Genomic DNA, 25,268 nt, shown 5'->3' with positions numbered 1-25,268 from the left:
CAGCTTCTTAGCACTCCACAAAGGCGAGTGCTAACAGCGCCATCGATTTATGTAGCCAGGCTCTGGTTGTCAATGCTTTATGAGGAGAATTTAATGTCTGCGGGCACCAGCCTGCATGAGCTTGGTAAATGCGGCGATGTTAGGGCGAATTTAACCGGTTTTCGCTCTCAGGGCCGCAAGGCAGGATCCGACCTCGGCCAGCTGATCTGCCGACGGGGATTCTGGCCGGTGAACCAGATAGCACGGCAGCGGATAGATGTCTTTCCCGATCAGTCGCAATTGACCGCTTGCCAGGTAGTCTTCCAGAAGCAAAAGCGGAAAGAGGCCGCGCCCTCCGCGCTTCAGCAGATAGCGAAGGCCCATCAGGCAATTGCCCAGGAAAAGATTCTGCTTGAAAGAGGGATCAATCACAGCATCGACATGACGCTGATACTGTTTCCCGAGGTCCAGATTGATGAAAGGCGGTTCGCCGGACAAAGCCTCGTTGCACTGCGCCTCGACGCAAACCAGCCTCTCTGGAGGAAGTTCGAGAAAGGAAACCTTCTGCTCTGTAGGCTTCTCATGGGTAAGGGCAACGTCAAGCAGGTGGCTTGCGACCGCTTCACTGACATTAGCGACGTGATCGAAATTCAGCGCGAATACCAGCTTGCCGAAGTTTTTCTCCAGATGAATGGCAAGGTCGACAAGAAGCGGATCCCAGATACTGAGTTGCGCGCCGATCCTCAGGGAGATCCGGTTCGACACCCGGTCCGGAAGTTCCGTGGAGGCGATTTTCCAGAGTGAGATCATTTCTTCGGCGAATGGACGGAATTCCTGGCCAAACTCGGACAGAGCCGTCCCGCTGGCGCCACGTTCAAACACCCGGTTGCCGACGGCATCTTCCAGCGAGCGAATCCGTGCGCTGACCGTAGTCTGGGTGACGCCAAGCTTGCGGGCGGCAGCATGAAAGCCACCCGTTTCCAAAACCGCAAGAAAGGCTTCAATTGCTTCTAACTGCATACCGAAAGGTTTTTCACATCACTCTGATGCAATCAATTCATTTTTCAACCCAGTAAGCGACAGGTATGTTTCCGCCCTTACCGGGAGGAAGACATGGACGCAAAACATCAACCGACTTGGACCAGTTTCGAAAATGCGAGCAAGGAGGATTTCCTGGCGGTCATGGATTACGAGGACGCCTACAATGAGGCCTTGCCTGACCGGATTCTGGATGCAATCCGTTCGCTGGATGAGGATTGGACACCCTATCCGGTCAACCGCTACCAGCACAGTCTGCAAGCTGCGACCCGAGCCTATGAAGATGGTGCCGAGGAAGAAATCGTCGTAGCGGCGCTGGTGCATGATGTCGGAGATATTCTGTCGCCTTACAATCATGGCGAACTGGCCGCTGCGATGATGAAACCGTATGTCAGCGAGAAGTGCCACTGGATACTGACGCACCACTGTGTTTTCCAGGGGTACTATTACAATCACTTTCTGGGCGGAGACCGTCATGCGCGGGAAAAATACCGCGACAGTCCCTATTGGGAAGACTGCAGGTACTTCTGTCACGAATACGACCAGAAGGCTTTTGATCCCGGTTATCCCACAAAGCCGCTGGAATTCTTCGAGCCGATGCTTCGAAGGGTGCTGTCCAGGACAGAGGGACATCTGGAACTTTTGGAAACGGCCGAAGAAGAGGCCACCGCCTGAAAGCCCGACAAACACCAGAGCAATGAAAAAGCCCGCGTTAGCGGGCTTTAGTGTCGTGCAGGGCCTTTTTGAAGCCGCAATACGTTTTCACTTCCAGGAACCGTTGCCCCAAAAGGCAACTTCTAGTTCGCTTCGGCAATCTCAAACGGAAGCGTAAAACCGGCTTGGGTTTCCTTCACTTCGTCAGTGAAGTTGGTTTCCAGCTGGTATTGGCCAGCCGGCAAGCCGCTGAACTGGAATGTCAGGGCAGCAGCGAGCTCTCTCTGCTTTGAACGGCCGTTGCCGGAAAAAACGGCGAAATTGTCCTGTTCGGCCAGCACCTGACCGGACTTGTTGAGCAGCTTGTAGCTCGCGGTGAGTTCGAAGGCGAAATCGGCATCATTCTCGCGATACCCGTAGCCAACCGGTTCGGCATAGATCGACAGTGTTTCGCCGTTCGAGAAGACAGTATTGGTACGCGGAGTATACTGTCCGTACGCGGCACCGCCATTTTCCGTGAAAGTTGCCACCGAAAACGCCAGGCCGGAAGCATCCCATGCCTTGTCGTAAGCCGTCTGCGCCTGTGAAAATGCTTCGGAAGGTGCCGAATTGGTCTCGGACTGGGCATGCGCTGAAAGTGTCCCCGCCATCGTTCCCAAGGCAATGAGAACGGCGGATGCGATCCGCCGAGGTGCATGTCTTCCGGTCAGCAATGTCATTTTCCCCGCACGCCCTTTGATCTTGTCGTTTTTTAGCGATTTCGCCGATATAGACCGACTTTTCCCAATAGACAAGAAAATGTGTGCAATGCGGTAAACGCTAGCCGGTTAAAGGCTACGTGCCGACCAGGATTGACGTTTCCGGTAGATCGTTGAAGGGCTGATTTCCAGAGCTGCGGCCGCCATGGCGATGTTTCCATCAAACGCGTCGAGGGCATCTTCGATGATGCGACGCTCCTGAGCCCACAAGGGCTCGATTGCGCCGAACGGACGGCTGGGAGGCGCCATGCGGGACCGTTCCCGCGACAGATCAATCACCGCATTCGGGCGCGAACTCTGATCCCGGATGACCATCGGCAGCATGTCATAGGTGACGGCGGCACCGTCATTCATCACGACAATCTGGCGGATCGTGTTTTCCAGCTGACGGACGTTGCCGGGCCAGGAATAGGAGAGGATCCGGGCTTCGGCATCTGCATCGAAGCCTTTGAAACCCCGACGCTCTTCGCGCGCATAGCGATCGAGAAACGTTTGTGCGAGCGGCAGGATGTCGTCACGCCGTTCGCGCAAGGGCAGCAGGTGGATCGGAAGAACGTGTAGACGGTAGTAAAGGTCTTCCCGGAAGCGACCCGCGGAAATCTCATTGAGTGGATTTCTGTTGGTGGCGCAGATGATGCGGGCGTCCACCTTTCGCGTTTGGGTGTCTCCGAGGCGCTGAAACGTTCCTGTCTGCAGGAACCTGAGCAGCTTGCTTTGCAGCATCAGGTCCATTTCGCCGATTTCGTCCAGAAACAGGGTTCCGCCATCAGCCTGTTCCGCTGCGCCGGCCCTGTTGTCGGCCGCGCCGGTGAACGCTCCTCTGACGTAACCGAAGATTTCGCTTTCGATCAGGTCGCGCGGTATGGCGGCACAATTGAGAGTGATGAACTTGTTCGGTTGCCGGTCCGAAAGATCGTGCACCGCATTCGCGCACAGTTCCTTGCCTGTTCCGGATTCGCCTGTGATGAAGACAGGGGCCTGCGAGGGTGCCATCCTTGCAATCTGGTCGTGGATCTCCCGCATTTGCGAAGAAATGCCGACGAGACGGTTCACTCCGGCTGGTTCCTTTGCAGGAGGCGTTGCCGACGCCTTCAACACAGGTTTGTCCGCAAGTGGCTCGATATCCGGCACTTCACTTGCGACAGGAGCCGGTGCTGCGGGGACAGGACGGCGCTGTTGCAACTGGAAAGAGATTTTCGATGCCAGGGCATCAAGGGAAAACGGTTTCGTCAGGAAGTCGTGTGCGCCTGAGCGCATGGCACTGACCGCGCGCGACACCGAACCTTTGGCAGAAACAGCAATGATCACGGATCTTGGACACCGTACGGCATAGGCTTCCAGGGCCTCATCGCCGCCGATGGTTTCCAGATCGATGATGAGTATGTCCGTGGACTTGTCTGCCAGGTCCTGCAGGCAGGAACTGGAATCGGTGTACAGGATCGGGTCTGTACATGACGCCGATAACTTGGCGCAGACAGCGGATGTACGAGCAGCCTCAGAAGCAGATGCGTCCAGAACACGTACAATTACAGGCAATGCGTTGCCCTCGTTACTCCCCATTGCTGGGTAACTCCCATCGCTCGAACCGGGTCATTCGATAATCGAAAGATTCTTCGAATTGATAATTCCCGAACAGGGTAAACAAACCGTTGTCAGATGACGCAATTTGCAGTTTCGAGCGAGCAGACGGGAGGCGAGGAGAGCTTTTTCACGGCATGGCGGCAAGGTACCCAGCCGCAAAACAGCCAAGGCTCAGAAGGATTACGAAGGGCAACGGCAAGCGATGCCGAGAAAGGTTTCGCACGTCCGCCACTTGGCTGAAAAATGAGCCGGACTGACTGGCGTTGGCGCTTAAGGTCACGTTGCCGGAGGAGATATCCTCATCAATGCCGGGTTCTGGCAATTGGGAGGAAAGTCCACTCAGGAATGGCACTTCGTCTTTGCCTGGAGCGTAGTCAGGCAAGGAGAACTGGGCGGTTTTTTCAAGAAGCAGGTCTTCAGCGTCAAAGCCGAAATCCTCTGGCTTTTCCCGGTCAGGGGAAATCTCTTTCACCGGCGAAACAGCCCGCTGGCTGAACCGAGGGGCGTAGCTTCCCTTGGGGATGGTGATGCGCACCGGATCGACGGTACCGGAGCCTTCGTAGTACTTGTCGAGACGTCGTCTCAGGCGGGCAGCTTCCACTCTTACGATCGGGTCCGTAACGGGGTTGAAGTCCTCGGAACGGCCAAGAGCTTCAAGTGCAATGGTATAACCCTTTATCTTTCCCCGGTTTTTGCTCAGTGTGGCCTCTACGACAAATTCCAAAAAGGCACGCAGCTGAGGAGCTGATTGAAACTCCGCACTGGCAAGAGCGTTTTTCAGTGCAGCTCTGATAAGGTCCTCTGAAACGGGAACATCTTTCGACGGAGACGACCTTGAAGCAAACAAGGTTTCCGGTTCGTCTGTATCGTCTGGAGTTGTCCAGGAGGTGGATTGAGAATCCGGGTCGCGCTTTTGTGCGCTTTGCGGCAAAGGCCTTCGGGATGAGCGTTCGGCAACATGCATACCAGTCCCCTCTCAGAGGTAACCTGAACAAATGCGCCACGACAAATTTCCCTATGGGAAGTTTAGCGAAGTCACGGGTGCATGCAAAGCCGAAAAGGAGCGGAACGGCAAGGCTGTGGAGTATTGATCTGCGAAATTGTATTTCGCCTTCCGTTGTGAGATCCGAATAGCGGCAATCGCGCCAATTTATGCAACAAAAGACGCATAATCGGGGACAAGTCACGGATTCAGCGCCGGAAAGCAGGTTGCGGATTCGGTGGCTGCTGTTTCTTAAGGCATGATTAACCGATAACTTTTGATTCGGGTCGGAACATTCAGGGACCATGGGCCGCACAGGGACCATTTTTGTAGCAATATGCATGGCTGTGATAGCGCTGTCGTCCGCGACGGTGCTTATCTTCCAGTTCGGCCGTCCATTCGGTGAGGCAGTTTCCCTGTCCCTCGCATTGATGTGCACCATGATCCTCGTTCATTTGCTGATTGGCCGCGCGCGGGATCGCGGCGCCGTCAGCGAAGCCGTCGACCGCTTGGAAGAACGGATGACCGACCTCGACGAGGATGTCGGAAACCTGGAAGGGCGGCTGACGGGGATGGAACACACCATGCCTCGGCGAACCCGCGCGGAAATTGATCCGCTCTTTGCTGAAGTCGAGGTGCTGGGAACCCTGGTGAAGCAGATGGCCGAGGCCATGTCCGACCTGGAAACCCGGGTTGAGGACCAGCAGGCATTGGCACCGTCACCGCAAATGCAAGGCTTGCCACAACAGCCCCAGGCCCAGCCTCAGTTGCCCGGTTATGCCGCTGAGGCTCAGCGATCCCATCCGGCTGCGCAAAACTTCGGAGCGGTTCAGCCTCAATCTGTACAAGCGCCAGGGCAGCCCGTCCGCCCGTATCAGAACGCACCTGCTCAGCCACCTGCAGCGCATGTTGGTCAAGCCGCCCCAAGCCCGCACCGGCCCAATCAAGGTCAGGATGACTGGGACAACAGATATGGCGTGAATACGCCCACGCATCCGGGCGAGGCCTCTTTTGCACCTGATTTTGCATCTGAGCCCCAGCAACCATCGGCACCGGAAGTCAGGCCTGAGCCTCCGATGGCAGCGGGTTTCCCGCACGAGGAAAGGCCGGTCCTGCAACGGGAAAGACCGCAGCCGAACATGGCAATGCGGGAACTGATCACATCGGCGCTCAACGCCAATCGGGTGGAACTGCACCTGCAGCCGATCGTGACGTTGCCGCAGCGCCAGGTGAAATATTACGAGGCCTTTACCCGGCTCCGGGATGCGAATGGAAATGCAGTCGAGGCCGCCGCCTTCCTTCCCGAGGCGGTACAATCCGGTCAGATCGCCAGAATCGACAACCTGCTTCTGTTCCGTTCGATCCAGGTTATCCGGCGTCTGACGTCCCGCAATCGCAATGCGATTTTGTTCTGCAATATTTCCTCGCTGTCGCTGGTGGATGAAACCTTCTTTCCGGGCTTCCTCGAGTTCGTGAAAGCCAACCAGAACTTTGCGGACGTTCTTGTTTTTGAGTTCTCGCAAAGCGATGTCGCCGAGATGGGCGCGATGGAGCTGGAAAGCCTGAGTGCGCTCTATGACGTCGGCTTCCGCTTCTCCATCGACCGGATCTCCGACATGAAGATGGATTTCAATTCCCTGGCAGGGCGCGGATTCAGATACGGCAAGTTGCATGCCGACTATCTGATCGGACGCAGAGAGGCCAACCACGGCCATATTCATCCGTCCGATTTCGGCGATCTGTTGCACCGCTACGGCATGGAACTGATCACCGACCATGTCGAGACAGAGTCGCAGGTGCTTGAGTTGCTCGACTATGACGTCAAGCTGGCCCAGGGCAACCTGTTCTCACCGCCACGTCCGGTAAGGGCAGAGGTCCTGCAAGGCGCGCCAGCGCCGGGTCCGCGGAGAACCGCAGCGGGTTGAGGCCATTCTATTAAAGGTGCGAACAAACGTTCCTTGGTCCAGCAAAAACTGACCGTCAGTCCCAATTGATCGGGTTTTCGTCTATCCGAAAGCGTGCCGCAACGTCTTTGGTGCGCGGATGAAAGCCGGAAGACAAAGGTGTTTTTCCGTCTTCATTTCAGATGGGAAAGGCGGCGGGTTTGCTCCCACCGCCTGGTTCAATCACGTTGTCACGAGTGATGATCAGCCCTGCTTCGGGCCGACCGTGACGATCGTTGGCTTTTTCTCGGCTAGAAGTCTTTTTGCAACGCGCTGTACGTCTTCCAGCGTGACCGCTTCGATTTCACTGTTCCGGCGATCGAAATAGTCGATGCCGAGTTCAGCGTTCTGCAAGGCGACCAACTGGCGGGCAATTTTACCGGAGCTGTCGAAACGCAGTGGATAGGATCCGGTGATGAACTGCTTGGCTGACTTGAGCTCGTCCTCGGTAGGTCCTTGCGACGCCATGCGTTGAAACTGATCAAGCATGACCTTGACGGTCTCGTCCGCACGGTCGGCCTTTGTCGAAGCTGAACCGATCAGCAATCCGGTGTGCTGGTAGGGAGAAAGTGATGTGCTTGCGCCATAGGAAAGGCCACGCTTCTCACGCACCTCCTCATACATCCAGGAGGTAAAGCTGCCGCCGCCAAGAATGTGGTTCATCACATAGGCAGCCTGGTAGTCTGGATCGTCCCGTGTGATGCCGGGCAGGCCCAGGAGAATGGTTGTTTGGGGGACAGCGAGTTCCTGGTGAACATCCTCGCCAAACTTCGGGGCAAGGTCGACGACCGGGACCAGATCGCCTTTTTCAGGAAGTTTCGCGAACACCTTGTCCAAGAGCGGCTTTAGCGTTTCGGCATCGATCGCGCCGACGACACCGATGGTCAGGCCGGTTCTGGTCAGCAGCTTTTCGTATTGCGCACGAAGATCGTCGGACTTAAGTCCGGCCAGGGTCTCTTCCGTTCCGATCGTGGGCCGGGAGTAGGGGTGAGAGCCGAACATCGCGTTTGCAAGAGATCTGCCGGCAATAGCATCCGGACTGCTTTGATTGCGTCTGGCCTGTGTCGACAGCTGCGTTTTCATACGCTCGACCGGCGTCTCATCGAAACGCGGCTCGTTCACCGCGATTGCCAGCAGATCGCCTGCCTGGGGCAAGGTCGAAGTGAGGGTACGCAAGCTGCCGTAGAAACGGTCCTTACCTGTGCTGAAGCCAACGCCCACTGCCAGCTCTTCAAGACGCTCCTGGAAGTCCTCGGATGTCAGGTCTCCAGCGCCCTCATCAAGGGTTGCCGCCAGCAGTCGCGTTAGCCCTTCCTTTCCCTCCGGGTCCTGGGCGGATCCACCTTCAAAGGAGAAATTCATGGCAATGATCGGCACGGTATGATCTTCAACAAGCCATGCTTCGATTCCACTGGGGCTGACGACTTTTTGAATCTCCACCGCCTGCGCCAGACGGGTGAAGCCCATAAACGCAACGATTGCCAGGGCGGTAACGGGAAGAAATTCGCGGAAGAAGTTTTTCTGCGCCATGGGTCAGGACTTGTCCTTCAGCTCGCTGGTTTCGGTCAGTGTTGCGGCAGGGTCTGACGGCACTTCCATCCGCAGTTCTCCTGTCACGGGAAACCCGGTGAGATAGGAGCGGGCTACATTGAGAACGTCTTCAGGTGTCACGGCCCTGACCTGCGCAGGCCATGTCTGAACGTTTTCGATTGACTGCCCCGTGGTCAGTGCACCGCCAAACAGACGGGCAAGACCGGACTGGCTGTCCTGAGCATAGATTGCGCTGGCGATCATGCTGTTTTGGGCGCGTTCCACTTCCTCCTGGCTGACACCGGCATCAAGTATCTTCTTGAGTTCAATGGAAATCAGGCGCTCCATGTCCTCAAGCGAGTAGCCGGGGCGCGGAGCTGCATAGAGCCCGAACCGGCCGTCATCGAGCGCGCTGCCCTGATAATACGCACCGGCGCCAATGGCAGCTTCGCGGTCCAGCACAAGTGACTTGTGCAGACGGCTTGATGGCCCTTCACCCAGAATATAGGCGAGCACATCCAACGCTTCCGGAGTGTGGCCCGTGCCGGTCGACTGGCTTGGAACCACCCATGTTTTTGAAACGGTTTCCTGCCTTACACGTGGATCGGACACGGCGATGCGGCGCTCTCCCGCCAGGGGAGGCTCAGCCGGCCTGACGCGTTCACCGGGTTCTGCTCTTCTGGCGATCTTGCCATAAGTGTCGGCCGCGAGCTTGCGCACGGATTCCACGTCCACATCTCCGGCAATGACCACGACCGCGTTGTTGGGAGTGTAGAAGCGGTCATAGAACGCGATTGCCGAATCCTTGTTGAGCGCCTCGATCTCGCTCTGCCAGCCTATGACCGGCGATCCGTAAGGGTGATTGACGAAGGTAATGGCATTCAGAGCCTCGCGCAGCCTGGAGCCTGGCTCGCTGTCAACGCGCATGCGCCGTTCTTCGAGCACGACATCTCTTTCAGGTGCTACCACTTCGTCAGTTAGAACCAGATTTTCCATCCGGTCGGCTTCAAGTTTCATCATCAACGGAAGATGTTCTTTGGCGACACGCTGGAAATAAGCGGTGTAGTCGGTGCTGGTGAATGCGTTTTCCTGTCCACCGCGCTCAGCAACCATCTTAGAAAAGGCACCGTCGGGGTAGGTGCTGGTGCCCTTGAACATGAGATGTTCGAGAAAATGGGCGACGCCGGACTGGCCATCCGGTTCGTCCGCCGAGCCGACCTTGTACCAGATCATGTGGGTAACCACCGGTGCCCGGCGATCGGGAATAACGACCACCTGAAGCCCGTTTTCGAGCGTGAAGCTTTCCAGGTTGGGCGCAATGACCATGTCGCTTGAAGCAACGGCCTCGGCTTTCGCCGGGTCAGGCGGCAACAGGGAAGTGGTGCTTAGGAGAAGAACAGGCAAAAGCCATAAACCGGCGGCGCGCCTGAATTTGGATGGGGCAAATGGATGACACAGTTTCTTGGGTGGGTTCACGTGCAACTCCCGCTTCTGGTCTTGAAACGCAAAAGACCTCCGGACCTAATCTTCCATATAGGAAGCCGGGCCCGAAGGTCTCATTACTTTTTTGTCATGGACGGACAAGCCGCCGGTTCACTAGTTACAATACGCTGACTGACCTTCGAGACACCTTGGGTCGAGTGGCTTTGAATCATAAACGTCGTGGTTGGTCGGCTTACGTTCCGTTTTCGAGATCGTATCGGGCATTGGTGCATCCGGAGATGGCGTGCTGTAGCCGGAGGGAGGTTCGGTCAGGTAGCGACGGCTCGACAGGCCGTTTTCGTCAAGACCAGCCTGCTGTGCCTTCAGCTTCTGCAAGCGTTCCCATTCAGCATTTTGCTCCGCACGGGTCAGAGTTGCACCTTCCGTGATCTCGTTGTCCCTGCGCTCCGCAAGAGGATCACGGGAATCGGTCACTCCGGTGATCTTGAAACCGCGCATCTGCTCCGGCGTCAACGGCTCGCTTTGCATGCGTCCGGAACCGGCATAGAGCGCCTTCAGCTCTTGATATTGCGGATTTTCCTGTTGCTTGGGCCAGTTTTCAGCATTGGCACCAGCCAGGTTCGTTTCCGGTTCAGGAAGCTTCTCCGGCTCAGCGGGCATGGCCAGAGGTGCACGCGGCTTGTAGTCGATCGGTTTCTCGTTGGGATCAACCGCTCCGAGGCCCTTCATAACGGAATCAACCAGGGCAACATCAGGTGCCTGGCTTGTTCCATCTGCGGCCTGACAGGCAGCCAGACCGGCAACGAGTGCCAATACCGCAGAATTCTTTACCCAGCCAACAATCGTCCGCACCACAGCAGACTCCTCAATTTCTTATCTGAAAATGCAGGCGAATCGCCACCCGCAATCCGTCAGCCCAGCCTTAAACCGCTATTTTGCGGCTGAATTAGGACCATTTCGGAAACTGTCATACAGGAGACCGGAGACTCCCGCAACGATCCACACATCTGCAAGGTTGAAGACGTACCAGGAGAAGCTTCCGACGTGAAAATAGACGAAATCGACAACCGCTCCGATGAACACGCGGTCAATTCCGTTGCCGACCGCGCCGCCGATCACAAGGGCGAGAGAGAGGGCAACGAGCCTCGACTGACATCTTGCCGACCAAACCCAGATGCCAACAGTGACGACGATGGTCAGGCCGGCGAGCAGCCAACGGCCAATATCGCTGTTTTGCTGAAACAGGCCGTAGGAAATGCCGCGGTTCCAGACCAGCACCAGATCCAGAAGCGGCAGAATGGAAATCGGACCGTTGTTGGCAAGGTCAAAGCCGTGCACAAGCCAGATCTTGGTCCCCTGATCGAGCGCCACGCCTATGAGAGCGATCAGCAGGACGAAGGGACTGAAACGGCCCCAAAGAAGAGGCCGTTTGACTTGTTGTTCCGCGGAACTGCTGTGATTGCTCATGGTCGTGGACCGAGTTCCGATTTACGCAGCCGCGTGAGTTGAGTCCCATTCGCGCAATGCGGCCGCATCGCGCAGGGTCACGTCCGGATATTCTGCATCCGTGCCGACTTCAGGCAGGATCTTCCAGGAGCGCGCACATTTCTGTCCCTCTGCCAGAGCCGGAACCACGGCAACACCTTTGGTATCGTCCAGCGCGAAGGCGCCCTTAGGGGCAGCTTCAGTGGAAAGTGTCAGCTGACTGGTGATCGCGATATCGGCCATGTCCTGACCGTCGAGAGCCGCCATCAACTCAGGGTCCGTGACATGAACGATCGGGTGAGCTTCCAGAGAAGATCCGATCCGCTTTTCCCGGCGTTCAATTTCAAGAGCGCCGGTGATCACACGGCGGACGGTCTTGATCTTGGACCACTTGGCCGCAAGCGCATCATCCTTCCAGTTGGCCGGTACATCCGGAAACTGCTGGAGGTGAACCGAGGTGTCATCGCCATAACGCGATACCCAGGTTTCATCCATGGTGAAGGGCAGCATTGGCGCCAACCAGCTGACCAGGCAGTTGAACAGCTTGTCGATGACAAATAGGGACGCCTTGCGCCGGTTCGAAGAAGCCGCGTCGCAGTAAAGTGCGTCCTTGCGGATGTCGAAATAGAACGCGGACAGCTCCACCGTCATGAACGTGAACAGCTGATGGAAGATCTTCTTGTAGTCGAACTCCCAGTAGGCTTCACGAACCATGACGTCGAGCTCGGCCAGACGATGCAGCATCAGGCGTTCAAGCTCGGGCATGTCGGCAACGGCAACCTCTTCACCGGTTGCATGAGCAAGCGAGCCAAGCATCCAGCGCAGCGTGTTGCGCAGTTTGCGATAACTGTCGACATTCGTCTTGATGATTTCCTGACCGAGACGCTGGTCTTCCCAGTAGTCTGTAGAAGCAACCCACAAACGCAGGATGTCGGCACCGTATTGCTTGATGATGTCCTGAGGGAACACCTGGTTGCCGAGCGATTTGGACATTTTCCGTCCGTCTTCGGCCATGGTGAAACCATGGGTCAGAACCGCGTCATAGGGTGCACGGCCACGTGTGCCGCAGCTTTCAAGAAGGGAAGAGTGGAACCAGCCGCGATGCTGGTCCGAACCTTCAAGATAGAGCACGTAGTCGTCGCCACCGTTGCCCTTGCGCTTCGGGTTTAGGTCGTCCCGCTTTTCCATGACAAAGGCATGGGTCGATCCGGAATCGAACCAGACATCCAGAATGTCGGTGACCATGTCCCAGTCGTCAGCTGAATAGTCATTGCCGAGGAAACGTTCCTTGGCTCCTTCCGCATACCAGGCGTCGGCACCTTCAGCGGCGAACGCGTCATAGATCCGCTGGTTGACGGCTTCATCCTTGAGGATTTCCGCGGTGTTCTTGTTGATGAACACAGTGATCGGCACACCCCAGGCGCGCTGGCGGGACAGAACCCAGTCCGGGCGGTTTTCGATCATCGAGCGCAGACGGTTCTGGCCACTGCCCGGGACGAAGCGGGTTTCGTCGATCGCGTTGAGCGCACGCGTGCGCAAAGTGTCGCCTTCACCATCAAGGGTTTTGTCCATGTAGACGAACCATTGCGGGGTGTTGCGGAAGATCACCGGCTTCTTGGAGCGCCAGGAATGCGGGTAGGAGTGTGTCAGGCGGCCGAGGCCGATCAGGTTGCCGCTTTCCTTCAGCTTCTCGATCACCGCCTTGTTGGCTTTGCCCTTCTCACCCTTGTGAGTGATGACCTCAAAGCCTTCGAAGCCTGGGGCGTCCTTGGTGTAGAACCCGTCATCTGCGACTGTGAAGGGGATTGCCGTGTTGATGCCGCGCTCTTCAAGTTCAACGCGTCTTTCCATCCAGATCTCGAAATCGTCAGCACCGTGGCCTGGGGCGGTGTGAACGAACCCGGTACCGGCATCGTCAGTCACGTGATCACCGTCGAGCAGCGGCACGTCGAACTCGTAGCCGCCAAGATCAAGATCGGCGAGCGGATGAGCCAGGGTCAGGGTGGCCAGTTCGTCGGAAGAAACGGGACGCACGCGCTCGAAGTCGCTGATGCGGGCGTTCTTGAAGACGTCGCCCGCAAGCGCGTCCGCGAGGATGAGCATGTCGCCCTGCTGAACCCAGTTGTCGTCCGGAAGACCTTCCTGGGTGACCTCATAAAGGCTGTAGCCGATCCGCGATGAGAAGCAAACCGCGCGATTGCCCGGGATTGTCCAGGGGGTGGTTGTCCAGATGACGACGGATGCGTCAAGAAGCTGCTCAACAGCTTCGTTGTCGCTGCCCCCGGCTGTCACAACAGGGAACTTCACCCAGATCATGTCGGACTTGTGATCCTGGTATTCGATCTCGGCTTCCGCAAGCGCGGTCTTTTCGACGACCGACCACATGACCGGTTTTGATCCGCGATAAAGCTGGCCGGACATGGCGAACTTCATCAGTTCCTGGGCAATGACCGCCTCGCTTTCAAAGCGCATGGTCAGGTATGGATTGTCCCAATCGCCCTCGATACCGAGGCGTTTGAATTCCTTGCGCTGGACGTCGATCCAGTGTTCGGCAAAATCGCGGCATTCCTTGCGGAATTCGTTGATCGGCACTTCGTCCTTGTTCTTGCCCTTGGCGCGATACTGTTCTTCGATCTTCCATTCGATCGGCAGGCCGTGACAGTCCCAGCCCGGCACATAATTGCTCTCAAAGCCCATCATCTGCATGGAACGGGTGACGATGTCTTTCAGCGTCTTGTTCAGAGCGTGACCGATATGGATGTTGCCGTTGGCATAGGGAGGGCCGTCGTGCAGAACGAATTTTCTGCGATCCTTGCCCTGCTCGCGCAGTTTCTCGTAGATGCCGAGGTTCTCCCAGCGGGCCAGAATTTCCGGTTCCTTCTTCGGAAGGCCAGCACGCATGGGAAATTCGGTCTGCGGCAGGTTGAGCGTTTCAGAATAGTCGCGTTTAGGTGTCTCGGTCATCGTAAAGTCGATCCGGTCGTTCGGGCGGCAAGCCCGCTATCATATTTCAGGGTGATTGCCAGCCTGTCGCCAGGCAGCAAATTCAAACAGGAAGATCCCGGTCCCTGGCGCCGCGTCGTTCGCGTCAGCCGAAGGCCGGGCTAGTAATTCGCGAAATAGCGATCATCACCGCGCCGATGAATATGAGTGCCTGATTTTGCATGGCAAGGGACATAGCAGCACTTGAGAACCGAATAAAGGGGCATATTGAGCCCCACACCCTCAGATTCTGGCTGTAGGAGAATTTTAAAGCCTCACGGTTAGATATCCTGTCTGAACAGGACATGGAGCCAGTCATGATTGAGGTATTGCGAGACGGGCGCTGGGCGACCCGGGACCGGCTTCTGCCGGCAGCCTGGATGGCAATCGCAACCTACCTCATCATTCTGGTCTATCTCTATGGCGTATCCGGTCAGGTGACCACTGCTGACAACATCATCCGCAGTGATTTCCTGAGTTTCTGGGTGGCTGCATGTGAGGCCTTGTCGGGTGTACCTGAAATTCCTTACCTGATAGACCGGTTTTCAAGTATTCAGGAAGCCTATCTGGGCGAAGGGCAGTTCTTCGCGTTTTTCTATCCGCCAACTTTTCTTTTCCTGATCCTGCCCCTCGGTGCCATGAGCGCGATGTTGGCCTTCGTGGTGTTTCAAGTGGTTAGCCTCTCGATGGCGGGGTTTGCCTGCTCGCGCATCACGGGCAACTGGAACGGATTTCTGGTGGCTGCGGCGCTTCCTGCCACTTTCAATTCCCTGTTTCATGGTCAGAGCGCACTCTTGTGCGCCGCCTTGCTCGGTGGCGGCCTTGCGGCCATTGCCCAACAGCGGATGATACTTGCAGGTGTCTTTATCGGTCTTCTGACCATCAAACCTCAAATGGGTGTTCTCATTCCCTTTGCGCTGCTTGCAGGCGGGTACTATCGAACCTTTCTCTCCGCCGCCGCGACCACGGTGCTCTTTGCGCTCATAAGCTGGATTGCGTTCGGAACCGATACCTGGAGTGCATTTCTGGATCAGACAACGTTTGCCCGCGAGGTGATGAGCAAGGGGCAGGTCGAGTTTTACAAAATGGTGTCGGTCTTCTCGGCAGCACGCCTCGTCGGTCTGCCAATTGCTGCAGCATACCTCGTTCAGGGGCTGGTTGGTCTTGGGGTGTTGATCGTCGTGTGCAGGGTCTGGCACGGCAAGGCACCGGTGGAAGCCAAGGCGATCGTACTTGTCGCCGGAGGTTATCTGGTGACGCCCTTCGTTCTCTCCTACGATCTTGCAGCTCTCGCTGTCGCGCTTTCCTTCGCCATTCGCCTGACGGGTGGCAGGCAAACAGCTCCCTGGATGTGGACGCTCGCTGCGGTGGCGCTTCTGGTTTCGATTTGCGCGCGATACTTTGGCGATGTGACGTCCATTCCGATTGGATGGATTGCTCCTGCAATCTTCTTCTGGGTCGGGCTCGTGCTGAGCCGTCAGGAAGATACCCGGCCTCATCCAGCTGCGCTTCCTGCCGCGTGATCTTAGGTGCCGGCCGAAGATCTCGGTCGGATCAGGATAGGTTCAAGGTAACCGAATATAGATAACCTTGAGGCAATCTGCGGCAAAAGCAGCAACAACGGTGCAGGACCGCAACTCCCGATGACGGCATCTCAAGAGGAACAGCTTGAAGGCAAGAGCGCCGATGTGGGGCTTTGGTCACGTGCTGTACGGTCCGGCGACTGGCTCACCTGGGACAGAATCGGCTTTGCCTGCCTGTGTTCGGGTGTCGGGTTTACGGCCGGCTTTATCTGGATGCTGGTCATTCCCAACACGTTCGGTTCGCCCAATGGTACGCTCCTGATGGACTACCTGAGTTTCTGGCTTGCCGGGAAACAGGCACTGCTCGGGACGCCTGAACTGGCCTATATTCCGAGCGAGTTTTCAGCCATCCAGAACAAGCTGTCCGGTACGGATACGGTCTTTGGCTTTTTTTATCCGCCGACGTTCCAGCTCATGCAAAGCGTCTTTGCCTTGCTGCCTTACAAGGTCGCATTTGCAGCTTTTGTCGGCCTGACCACCGGATTGCTGTGTGTGTCCTGTCGCCTGATCACGGGAAACTGGTTGCTGGCTGCTTGTCTCATCCTTGTTCCGGCCTGCGCCAACAATGCCTTTCACGGTCAGAATGCGGCCCTCACGGCTTCGCTTTATGCGCTGTTCCTGATTGGTGTGGAGCGACACAAGCTGATCTGGGCCGGGATCGCACTCGGAATTCTGACGATCAAACCTCAACTGGGCGTTCTTGTTCCTGTCGCCCTGATCGCAAGCCTTAACTGGAAAACCTTCCTGAGTGCGTCCGTTGCAACGCTGGCTTTTGCCGGGTTGAGCGCGGCAGTTCTCGGCATTGGCGTCTGGCAGGCCTTCTGGCTGCAGGCTCCCGTCGCGACTGCGATGATGGAGCTGGGAGGGGTAGAATGGATAAAGATGATATCCACTTATGCCAGCGTTCGTCAGTTGGGGCTCGGCCACCTGCCGGCTATTGCCGTTCAGACCGTTGTCAGCCTCATTGCGCTTGCCTGCGTCTGGATTGCCTGGCGTCGGACCGATGACATGGCCGTTCGAGCACCCGTATTGGTCGGTGCAGCACTTTTGGTTACGCCATTCGCGCTTTCATACGATCTGACGCTTCTTGTCGTACCGTGCGCATTCCTGATCCGGGACGGTTTGAAGAACGGCTTCTTACCTTATGAGAAGTTTATCCTTGCGGTGATCATCATGCTGTCCGCGTCGACAAGCCCGTTTGCGATCTGGCTTGGATTCCCCATCGCTCCGCTGTTGCCTCTTGGCATTCTCTGGCTCGGAATGCGACGGATGGCGATCCTCAGAGACCAGGAGCGCCCATCAAAAGGTGTCGATCAGATTTCCGGCACCGTATCCGTCTGATCGTCTGACTTCTTCTTCCGCTCGCGGTGGGCAATATAGAGGCCGCTGGCGATGATAAGCGCGATACCGACCCAGGTGGGTCCGTCCGGGAAATCGGAGAAGACCAGATATCCGAATAAGGTCGCGCTGACGATCTCGACATATTGCAGCGGAGCCAACAGGCTTGCCGTTCCGCGCTGAAACGCAGCAACAACCAAACCATGCGCGGCAAAGGAAATCAGGCCAACCGTGAACAACAGACCTGTCTGGGAGCTGGTTGGCCGGACAAATTCCATATCTTCCACTTGAAAAAACGCACCGAAAAGCAGTGCGCCGCCGAGCAGCAATGAGGCAGAAAGACCGGCGCTGAACTGTATTGTCAGAAGATCGTCGGTGACCGGATAGAGCCGGTTGATCACCAGATAGAAGGAAAACAGCACGGCGGTGCAGACCGGCAGCAGGCTGACCCATCCGATTTCGGCAATATTGGGCCGCAAAATGATGATTGCGCCCGCAAGCCCGACCACGATCGCGCCGATCCGGCGGATGCCCACCTGTTCCTTCAGCAGAAGCGCGGCGAGAATGGTCAGGATCATCGGTTCCACAAAGAAGATCGAGATTGCGGTTGCCACCGACATGTACTTCACGGCCGTGAAGAAACTGAGCGAGGCCAGAGCAAGGAGGATCCCGCGAAGGTAGTTGATGAGAGGTTGCTTTCCCTTCAGCCGGGTGAGCCTTCCGCCAACAAGGGCCAGAACAAAGCAAATCAGAAACTGGAAGAAAAACCTGCCGAACGTGATCTCCAGCGCAGGCAGCTCTGCCGAGAGATATTTGGCGATGATGTCCATCACCGGGACGATCAGCATCGCCAAGGTCATCAACAGGATGGCCTGAAGCGGGTTCTGTTCGATCGAGGTTGACGCTGTGACCCGGCTCACGTGTCGAGATCCAGGAGCTTCAGGTCGATTTCGGACAAGGGTTGCAACGAGGCGAGGGCAGCTCTTGCTTCTGCACTGTCCTTGTCCATTTGCGCGACGAGGGCGTCGATGGAATCGAACTTCTCCTCTCCACGAAGATAGGCGATCAGGTGAACCCTCAGTTTCTGCCCGTAAAGATCACCGGAATAGTCGAACAGGTGTACCTCAAACTGTGCGGCGCCGTTGTCGAAGGTCGGGCGGCGGCCATAGCTGGCAACACCGTCATGCCAGCCTTCGTCAGTGTTGACCTTGACGGCGTAGATGCCATGACGAAGCGGACAGTTTTCATCCAGGCTCAGGTTGGCTGTCGGGTAACCCAGATCGCGTCCACGCTTGTCGCCGTGCCGTACTTCTGCCTCGAAGAACCAGCGATATCCCAAAAGAGCATTGGCATGCGGAATGTCACCACTTGCCAGGCCGTCGCGAATGCGGGTTGAAGAAATCACCTCGGCTCCTTCGTCCTCTTCCCGCTGGACGATCGTTACGCCGAACCCGTGATTGGCTCCTGCTGCGCGCAGGTAGTCCGGGGTGCCCTGACGGGCTCTGCCGAAATGGAAATCGTATCCTGTCACCGCATGCGAGATGCCGAGCGTGTCGATCAGGATATCCTGAACAAAGGCATTGGCCTCAATTCCGGCAAACTCCTTGGTAAAGGGCAGGATCAGTGCGCCGTCGAGGCCGCAGACCTCAAGCATCTCCACCTTGAGAGCGGGCGGCGTGAGGCGGTAAACCGGTTTGCTTGGGTTGAATACGGTGCGCGGATGAGGCTCGAAGCTCATTGCATAAACCGGGTGATGCGTGCCGTGTCCCAGGCCGAGAGCTGCGTCCAGAACCGCTCTGTGGCCGCGATGCACACCGTCGAAATTCCCGATGGCGACGATGCCGCCCTTCAGTTCCTCCGGAAAAGAGCTCAGGTTTTCGATGAACGAAAACTTGGTGGGTTGAGACAGACCCATAAAACAAACCTTCGCGAAACTGGCGGCCGGAACGGCTCAGGGAAAGACGTCTACAGCGCGAATTCACGTCATGGCGAATTCACCCGCTGGCGTGGAACCTGCCGTCAAGAACCGCAAAGGTCAAGTTCGGGTTTTCAAGGATATTTCGGAGATCCGCGATGTTGCCTTCAGAGCCCGGATCTGTCCTCGCCCCGGCTCGGGACCTTTACCAGAGCTTCACCTTCAAGCACCACCGTGTCTTCCACACTGCAGATGCAGGAAAGTCTGGCGCGGTTGCCACGTTCCATCAGCTCTTCCACCGTGACGATCACCTTGACATCGTCCCCGATTTTCACCGGAGCCTTGAAGTTGAGCGTCTGGGACAGGTAGATCGCTCCCGGACCGGGAAGGCGGGTGCCTAGCACAGCGGAAATCAGGCTGGCGGTATAAAGGCCGTGCGCGATCCGGGTCTTGAACGGAGTACGGGCGGCAAAGTGTTCGGAAAGATGAATCGGATTCCGATCCCCGGATACTTCCGCAAAGCCGACCACATCAGAAGAGCTGACATGCTTTACAAGTTCTTCGCTCATTCCGGTTTTCAGATCTTCAAAACACAGTTTCTGCAGTTCCAGCATTGAGAATTCCGCCTAGGGTCAACTTTTTTGACTCTTACAGACGCTAGGCCTCGCAAGGTTTTCTGGCAATTGTGCTTTGGGCGAACAAAAAAGTGCTTGCTATTAACGGTCTTTTCAGGGGGCGCGGGTAAATTGCTTTGAGTGTGGGGAGGCGAGGACACGTAATGTGTCGCTCTCCTTCGAGGTCATATCGCGTATCCACCGGCCCACGGCCAGGGGCCGCGCAAATTGACAGTATGGAGTAGACTATGGCCCTTGATCTTCAGATGCCGGTCCTCGTGGTCGATGACTACAAGACGATGATTCGCATCATTCGGAACTTGCTGAAACAGCTTGGCTTCGAAGACATCGACGACGCTGCGGACGGCACCGAAGCATTGGAAAAAATGAAACAGCGCCGTTATGGCCTGGTAATTTCCGACTGGAATATGGAGCCGATGACCGGCTACGAACTTCTCAAGCAGGTTCGCGCCGATTCCGGTCTCAGCAAAACGCCTTTCATCATGGTGACGGCGGAATCCAAGACCGAAAACGTCATCGCTGCCAAAAAAGCAGGCGTGAACAACTACATCGTCAAGCCGTTCAACGCTCAGACGTTGAAAGGCAAGATTGAGGCAGTCTTCTCCGACTAATCTCTTGCATCCGGCGGAGAACGCGTTCAGCGCTTCTCCGCCGGCGCAAGGCGGACTTTCTTGATCGGCACGGTTTTGCCTTGCAGGCGGGCCGGGTCAGTCTGGGTGTATCCGGAAAGTAATTGCGGGACCTGTCTTTCAGTTCCGCACATCGGAGGGTGCTTTCATTATGGAGAGGCTAGACCTGATGGCCAATATGAAACAGGAAAACGTTGCTCGCGTTATCGATTTCCTGGAAGAAAACAAAAACCGCGACGGTGAAGTTTCTCTGACGGATGTTATGCATCTGGCGGAAGTCATGTCAGGGTCTATGTATGACTTCCTGTCGACCGTTCAGCCGGCGGTGACCGAGGAACTGACCTCGATCGCCAAGGAAATCAGGCGCATGAAGGAGGAAATCTCCCAGTTGCGCGCGAACGACATGACCGGCAACAAGATCCCTGATGCAGGGCGTGAGCTGGATGCGATTGTCGAGGCAACGGAAGAAGCCACCAACTCGATCATGGAAGCAGCCGAAGAGATCATGGGGGCGGATACCAGCGATGCTGAAGCCTACCAGGAGCTGGTCAGCAACAAGATGATCGGCATCTTCGAAGCCTGCACGTTCCAGGACATTACAGGCCAGCGCATTTCAAAGGTCGTTTCGACGCTGCGTTATATTGATGAACGCGTCTCGTCCTTTATCGAGCACCTTCGCATTCCAGAAGAACTCGATGCAGCGCTTGAAGAGAACGAAGAGGAACGGCGGAAGCGCGAGCTCATCCTGCACGGACCGCAGCATAGCGGCGAAGGTGTATCACAGGATGATATCGATGCCCTGCTCGGTGACGCACAGGCGGATATCGACAAGCTGTTCGATTGAAATTCCTGACGAATGTCAGAAAAAAGGCTGCCGGTTGGCAGCCTTTTTTATTGTCCGGTTTACCACCAGAGCCGCGGCAGCGCTGCGCGGGCGCGCAGGCCTTCCTCGGTCAGGCGACGGCGAATGAGGTGTTCTTCCGGTGCGTCGCTCGGACCGAAATCGGAAGCGTGAATCCCTGCGGTGATGAACAGGACATCGATATCCTGGGCAACGGCTCCGCGGATATCGGTGGGCAGACCGTCGCCGATTGCCAGAACATCTTCCTTGGAGATCTCTTCTCCGATCAGCCCTTCCAGCCGTTTCATCGCCACCTTGTAGATCGGCGAATGCGGCTTGCCGAGGATTGTCACTTCACCCCCGAGGTCTTCATATAGACGTGCCAAGGCGCCTGCGCACCAGACGAGGCGGTCACCCCGTTCGACAACGATATCGGGGTTGGCGCAGATCATCGGCAGCTTTCGGTCGGCAAGCTTCTGCAGGCGATCCCTGTAGTCGTCAGGTGTTTCGGTCTCGTCGTCGACAAGCCCTGTGCAGCTGATCGCTTCGGAAATTTCGTCGTCGGTCGTGAAAGTAGCTTCCAGATCCCAGTAGAGCGGCTGGTCGCGATTGGGGCCGATATGCAGGATTGTCTTGCTGCCCTGCGCCACCAGGACTTCGCGAGTCACGTCGCCGGACGTGACGATATAGTCATAAGCTTCCGTCGGCACGCCCATATCGGAGAGCATTTCACCAACCTGCTTCGCTGGACGCGGAGCATTGGTGATCAGGACAACCTTGCCACCTGCTTCTTCCCGATAGGCTCTCAAGGCCTTGTGCGCGTCTTCAAATGCGGCAACGCCATTGTGCAGCACTCCCCAGACATCACACAAAATGCCCTTATATGAGGGGGCCAGGGCGTGCAGCCCATCAACAAGAAGCGGTGCAGAAACGGTCATGTCGGGTCACTCGGATAACAAAGGGTCTGGTAAGCTCTGGAAAGAATCGAGACAAACTCGGCGCGGACCATATAGGAAGAGGTCGCGGTGGGAAACCGAGTAGAGGAAGTTTCATGCAAGTCAGGCAACTTGGCGAACAGGTGATCAACCAGATTGCCGCTGGAGAGGTCATCGAAAGACCGGCCAGCGTAATCAAGGAACTGGTCGAAAATGCCGTTGATGCCGGGGCGACGAATATCGAGATCGTCACCGCCGCAGGCGGCAAGACATTGATGCGTGTTGCAGATGACGGTGCGGGTATGCGCCAGGACGACCTTCGCCTTGCGATCCGACGTCACTGCACCTCGAAGATCTCGGACGACGATCTGTTCGATATTCGCACGCTGGGTTTTCGCGGCGAGGCACTGCCGTCAATCGGATCCGTTGCACGGCTGGCGATCCAGACGCGGCACGTCGACGAGGACCATGCCTGGGCAATTGCTGTCGAAGGCGGCAAGGAACAACCGATAGTTCCGGCGGCCAGAACCAGGGGCACCCAGGTGGAGGTGAGGGACCTTTTCTTTGCCACACCCGCGCGTCTGAAGTTTCTGAAATCCGACCGGGCGGAAGCGTCGGCGATCACCGAGATCGTCAAACGCATTGCGCTTGCCTATCCGCAAATCGGGTTTTCATTGTCCGGGGCGGATCGTCAGCCGCAGAGCTGGCCGGCCGCGCGGGGCAGTGAGCCGCATCTTGCCCGGATCGCGCAGATCCTGGGACAGGATTTTGTCGACAACGCAATGGAAATCGATGCGGAACGCGAAGGCGTCGGACTGACCGGATTTGCCGGTTTGCCGACGCACCATCGCGGCAACGCCCAGCATCAGTTCTTTTTCGTGAATGGCCGTCCGGTCAAGGACAAGCTGCTGCTGTCAGGGTTGCGAGGTGCTTATGCCGATGTGCTTGCCCGGGACCGGCATCCGGTTGTGGTGCTGTTCATCGATCTCGACCCGGCGCAGGTTGATGTCAACGTGCATCCGGCCAAGGCGGACGTTCGTTTCAGGGATGCACAATTGGTGCGTGGACTTCTTGTCGGTGCGATCAAACATGCCCTTGTACAGTCGGGACACAGGTCATCCACGTCAAATGCGGCGGTAGCGCTCGATGCGATCAGAGCGCAGGGCACAGGCTTTCAGGGTGCTTCAACGGGTGGTTATGCCGCTTCGGGCAACGGGGCCGGGAGTGGTTTCGCCCATCAGCGACCGGATCCGGAACCACAGTGGAAGCCGGACGCCTTTCGGCCGCTGGATTCAGGTCCTGCTCACCCGGTCGGGTTTTCCGAGCAACCTCAATCCACATTTCAGGCCCAGGACGGACTGGGAGGCCTTGCGGTGCCTTCAGCGGATGCAAGGGCAAACGACGTACCGGTTGAAGTGGAAAAGACACAGCTGCCGCTGGGCGCTGCCCGTGCTCAGGTGCACGAAACCTACATCATTTCCCAAACCGATGACGGCGTTGTCATTGTCGATCAGCATGCAGCACATGAGCGCCTAGTTTATGAGCGCTTGAAAGAGGCTTTGGCCAAAAAGGACGTTTCCCGGCAGATCCTCCTCATCCCTGAAATCGTGGAACTGACTGAGGAAGATGCCTTGCGACTTGCCGACAGGGCGGAGGATCTTGAGAAGGTCGGTCTCAGCCTTGAAGCCTTTGGGCCCGGCGCCATTGCTGTCAGGGAGACGCCTGCGATCCTGGGTGACATGGATATTCAGGGCATGGTGCGGAATCTGGCCGACGAGCTGGCCGAATGGGACACGGCGGAGGGACTGAAGGAAAAGCTCGATCATGTTGCCGCCACGATGGCGTGCCATGGCTCCGTTCGTGCCGGCCGGCGCATGCGGCCAGAGGAAATGGATGCGCTGCTGCGCGACATGGAAGCAACCCCGCTTTCAGGCCAGTGCAATCACGGCAGGCCTACCTGGGTGGAGCTGAAGCTGTCGGACATTGAAAAGTTGTTTGGCCGCAAGTGATCCGGGGTTGATCGGCGGCGGTATGCTGTTCGTAACAAGAGCCAGATAAGAACGTAAGGAGCGCGCAATGGCCGAGACCGAAACCGGAAACAGGGACGCAACGGCAAACGGGTCCCGGGGCTTCTGGCTCCGGACAAGGAAATTCCTCTTCAGTCTCGTTGCCGTGGTCGCCGTCTTTTATGTCGTGGCAGCGTCTTACATGTACCTCAACCAGCGCGGTTTTGTTTTTGTGCCGAGTGGCGAGTTGGCAACGCCACAGGAAAAAGGACTGGAGAATGTTGCGGTTGAAACCGTCCAGATGGCAGATGGAACCAGCATAACCGTCTGGAAGGCGGAGGCTGCGCAAGCCGGTGCGCCGACAGTGCTCTATTTCCATGGCAATTCGGGCAATGTTTCAACTCGCTGGAAAAGGTTTGAAGAGATCCTCGACAGCGGTTTCGGCCTTTATGCGCCAAGCCACCGTGGTTATGCAGGCAGTGAAGGCAGTCCATCCGAAGCCGCGATAATCTCCGACGCCCTTGAGCATTTCGACACGCTTGCCGCCACCGGTGCACCGGTCATTGTTCATGGAGAAAGTCTTGGGACCGGTATTGCGACTGCGGTTGCCGCACAGCGCCCGGACGCGGATCTGCTTGTTCTTGAATCGCCATATACCGCGCTGGTCGATATGGCCTATGAGCAATATCCCTGGTTACCGGTCAGTTTCCTCATGAAGGATCAAATGCCGACCCGTGAGCGTATTGGAGACGTGGATGCGCCAGTCCTGATCATTCACGGCACCGCGGACCGGGTCATTCCCGTCGAGCATGGTCGCCGGCTGTTCGAACGCGCGCCGGACCCCAAGGAATTGCTTGTTGTTGAGGGTGTTGGGCACAGTGATCTTTGGAAGAATGGGCTGTGGCAGGCGGTCTTGAAGAAATGGGAAGAAACAGGCGAGCATGCTGCTGCTTCCTGATACCCGCCGTGAAAATTGCTGAATTAAGACAAAAAAGCCCCGGGATATTTTTC

The 25,268-nt window shown here is 56.8% G+C and carries 21 protein-coding genes; 8 read left to right on the top strand and 13 right to left on the bottom strand.

Annotation, left to right across the window (positions count from 1 at the left end):
- Positions 1-150 precede the first annotated feature (150 nt).
- Positions 151-999, bottom strand: coding sequence for a LysR family transcriptional regulator (locus tag ABLO27_RS09365; protein ID WP_353032300.1), 849 nt, complete (start codon positions 997-999; stop codon positions 151-153).
- Positions 1,000-1,092: 93 nt separating this feature from the next.
- On the opposite strand from ABLO27_RS09365, the gene ABLO27_RS09360 reads away from it, so the two are divergent.
- On the top strand, positions 1,093-1,692 hold the full coding sequence (locus ABLO27_RS09360) for an HD domain-containing protein (protein ID WP_353032299.1): 600 nt from the start codon (positions 1,093-1,095) through the stop codon (positions 1,690-1,692).
- Positions 1,693-1,814: 122 nt separating this feature from the next.
- Here the strand turns inward: ABLO27_RS09360 and ABLO27_RS09355 are convergent, their stop codons facing one another.
- From ABLO27_RS09355 to ABLO27_RS09345, 3 genes are all read right to left on the bottom strand, one after another.
- Positions 1,815-2,390, bottom strand: a complete 576-nt coding sequence (locus ABLO27_RS09355; RefSeq protein ID WP_353032297.1) for a hypothetical protein — start codon at positions 2,388-2,390, stop codon at positions 1,815-1,817.
- A 108-nt stretch (positions 2,391-2,498) separates the two neighbouring features.
- Positions 2,499-3,989, bottom strand: a complete 1,491-nt coding sequence (locus ABLO27_RS09350; protein ID WP_353032295.1) for a sigma-54 dependent transcriptional regulator — start codon at positions 3,987-3,989, stop codon at positions 2,499-2,501.
- 148 nt (positions 3,990-4,137) lie between these two features.
- Positions 4,138-4,974, bottom strand: coding sequence for a hypothetical protein (locus ABLO27_RS09345; protein WP_353032293.1), 837 nt, complete (start codon positions 4,972-4,974; stop codon positions 4,138-4,140).
- A 359-nt stretch (positions 4,975-5,333) separates the two neighbouring features.
- Between ABLO27_RS09345 and ABLO27_RS09340 the strand changes: the two genes are divergently transcribed.
- Positions 5,334-6,917: an EAL domain-containing protein gene (locus ABLO27_RS09340; RefSeq protein WP_353032291.1), complete on the top strand. Its 1,584-nt coding sequence runs from the start codon at positions 5,334-5,336 to the stop codon at positions 6,915-6,917.
- 222 nt (positions 6,918-7,139) lie between these two features.
- Here the strand turns inward: ABLO27_RS09340 and ABLO27_RS09335 are convergent, their stop codons facing one another.
- The 5 genes from ABLO27_RS09335 to ileS form a co-directional block, all read right to left on the bottom strand.
- Positions 7,140-8,465 carry a M16 family metallopeptidase gene (locus ABLO27_RS09335; RefSeq protein WP_353032289.1) on the bottom strand — a complete coding sequence of 442 codons (1,326 nt, stop codon included), beginning with the start codon at positions 8,463-8,465 and terminating at the stop codon, positions 7,140-7,142.
- A gap of 3 nt (positions 8,466-8,468) precedes the next feature.
- Complete coding sequence (locus ABLO27_RS09330; RefSeq protein ID WP_353032287.1) at positions 8,469-9,941, bottom strand: M16 family metallopeptidase; 1,473 nt, start codon at positions 9,939-9,941, stop codon at positions 8,469-8,471.
- 120 nt (positions 9,942-10,061) lie between these two features.
- Positions 10,062-10,760 carry a hypothetical protein gene (locus ABLO27_RS09325; RefSeq protein ID WP_353032285.1) on the bottom strand — a complete coding sequence of 233 codons (699 nt, stop codon included), beginning with the start codon at positions 10,758-10,760 and terminating at the stop codon, positions 10,062-10,064.
- Positions 10,761-10,838: 78 nt separating this feature from the next.
- Complete coding sequence (gene lspA / locus ABLO27_RS09320) at positions 10,839-11,375, bottom strand: signal peptidase II (protein WP_353032283.1); 537 nt, start codon at positions 11,373-11,375, stop codon at positions 10,839-10,841.
- 21 nt (positions 11,376-11,396) lie between these two features.
- Positions 11,397-14,357 (bottom strand): isoleucine--tRNA ligase, encoded by a 2,961-nt coding sequence (gene ileS / locus ABLO27_RS09315; RefSeq protein WP_353032281.1) that lies wholly within the window; start codon positions 14,355-14,357, stop codon positions 11,397-11,399.
- Positions 14,358-14,692: 335 nt separating this feature from the next.
- On the opposite strand from ileS, the gene ABLO27_RS09310 reads away from it, so the two are divergent.
- Both ABLO27_RS09310 and ABLO27_RS09305 read left to right on the top strand, forming a co-directional pair.
- Positions 14,693-15,898, top strand: coding sequence for a glycosyltransferase family 87 protein (locus ABLO27_RS09310; protein ID WP_353032280.1), 1,206 nt, complete (start codon positions 14,693-14,695; stop codon positions 15,896-15,898).
- Between the two features lie 120 nt (positions 15,899-16,018).
- Entirely contained in the window at positions 16,019-17,299 is a 1,281-nt protein-coding gene (locus tag ABLO27_RS09305; protein WP_353032278.1) for a glycosyltransferase family 87 protein, read from the top strand.
- On the opposite strand, the gene ABLO27_RS09300 is transcribed toward ABLO27_RS09305, so the two are convergent.
- The 3 genes from ABLO27_RS09300 to ABLO27_RS09290 all read right to left on the bottom strand — a co-directional run bounded on the left by ABLO27_RS09300 (position 17,272) and on the right by ABLO27_RS09290 (position 19,825).
- Positions 17,272-18,216 carry a DMT family transporter gene (locus ABLO27_RS09300; RefSeq protein WP_353032276.1) on the bottom strand — a complete coding sequence of 315 codons (945 nt, stop codon included), beginning with the start codon at positions 18,214-18,216 and terminating at the stop codon, positions 17,272-17,274. The genes ABLO27_RS09305 and ABLO27_RS09300 overlap by 28 nt on opposite strands.
- Complete coding sequence (locus tag ABLO27_RS09295) at positions 18,213-19,211, bottom strand: bifunctional riboflavin kinase/FAD synthetase (protein ID WP_353032274.1); 999 nt, start codon at positions 19,209-19,211, stop codon at positions 18,213-18,215. Before ABLO27_RS09295 ends, ABLO27_RS09300 begins: the two co-directional genes overlap by 4 nt.
- Before the next feature lie 167 nt (positions 19,212-19,378).
- Positions 19,379-19,825 (bottom strand): MaoC family dehydratase, encoded by a 447-nt coding sequence (locus ABLO27_RS09290; protein ID WP_353032272.1) that lies wholly within the window; start codon positions 19,823-19,825, stop codon positions 19,379-19,381.
- 248 nt (positions 19,826-20,073) lie between these two features.
- On the opposite strand from ABLO27_RS09290, the gene ABLO27_RS09285 reads away from it, so the two are divergent.
- Together ABLO27_RS09285 and ABLO27_RS09280 are read left to right on the top strand one after the other, a co-directional pair.
- Entirely contained in the window at positions 20,074-20,457 is a 384-nt protein-coding gene (locus ABLO27_RS09285) for a response regulator (protein WP_297587525.1), read from the top strand.
- Between the two features lie 187 nt (positions 20,458-20,644).
- Positions 20,645-21,319, top strand: coding sequence for a protein phosphatase CheZ (locus ABLO27_RS09280; RefSeq protein ID WP_353032270.1), 675 nt, complete (start codon positions 20,645-20,647; stop codon positions 21,317-21,319).
- Between the two features lie 59 nt (positions 21,320-21,378).
- Here ABLO27_RS09280 and ABLO27_RS09275 read toward each other — a convergent pair whose 3' ends face one another.
- Positions 21,379-22,254 (bottom strand): TIGR01459 family HAD-type hydrolase, encoded by an 876-nt coding sequence (locus ABLO27_RS09275; RefSeq protein ID WP_353032268.1) that lies wholly within the window; start codon positions 22,252-22,254, stop codon positions 21,379-21,381.
- A 113-nt stretch (positions 22,255-22,367) separates the two neighbouring features.
- Here ABLO27_RS09275 and mutL point away from each other — a divergent pair, with 113 nt between their 5' ends.
- Both mutL and ABLO27_RS09265 read left to right on the top strand, forming a co-directional pair.
- The gene (gene mutL, locus ABLO27_RS09270) at positions 22,368-24,260 is read left to right on the top strand and encodes a DNA mismatch repair endonuclease MutL (RefSeq protein WP_353032266.1); all 1,893 of its coding nucleotides are present in this window, start codon (positions 22,368-22,370) and stop codon (positions 24,258-24,260) included.
- Between the two features lie 67 nt (positions 24,261-24,327).
- Positions 24,328-25,215, top strand: a complete 888-nt coding sequence (locus ABLO27_RS09265) for an alpha/beta hydrolase (protein ID WP_353032264.1) — start codon at positions 24,328-24,330, stop codon at positions 25,213-25,215.
- Positions 25,216-25,268 lie beyond the last annotated feature (53 nt).

It is taken from the genome of Roseibium sp. SCP15 (genome assembly GCF_040329435.1).
GTDB lineage: Bacteria > Pseudomonadota > Alphaproteobacteria > Rhizobiales > Stappiaceae > Roseibium.
Note: the sequence above shows the minus strand (reverse complement) of the source record. Positions and strands in the feature narration are given on the sequence as shown.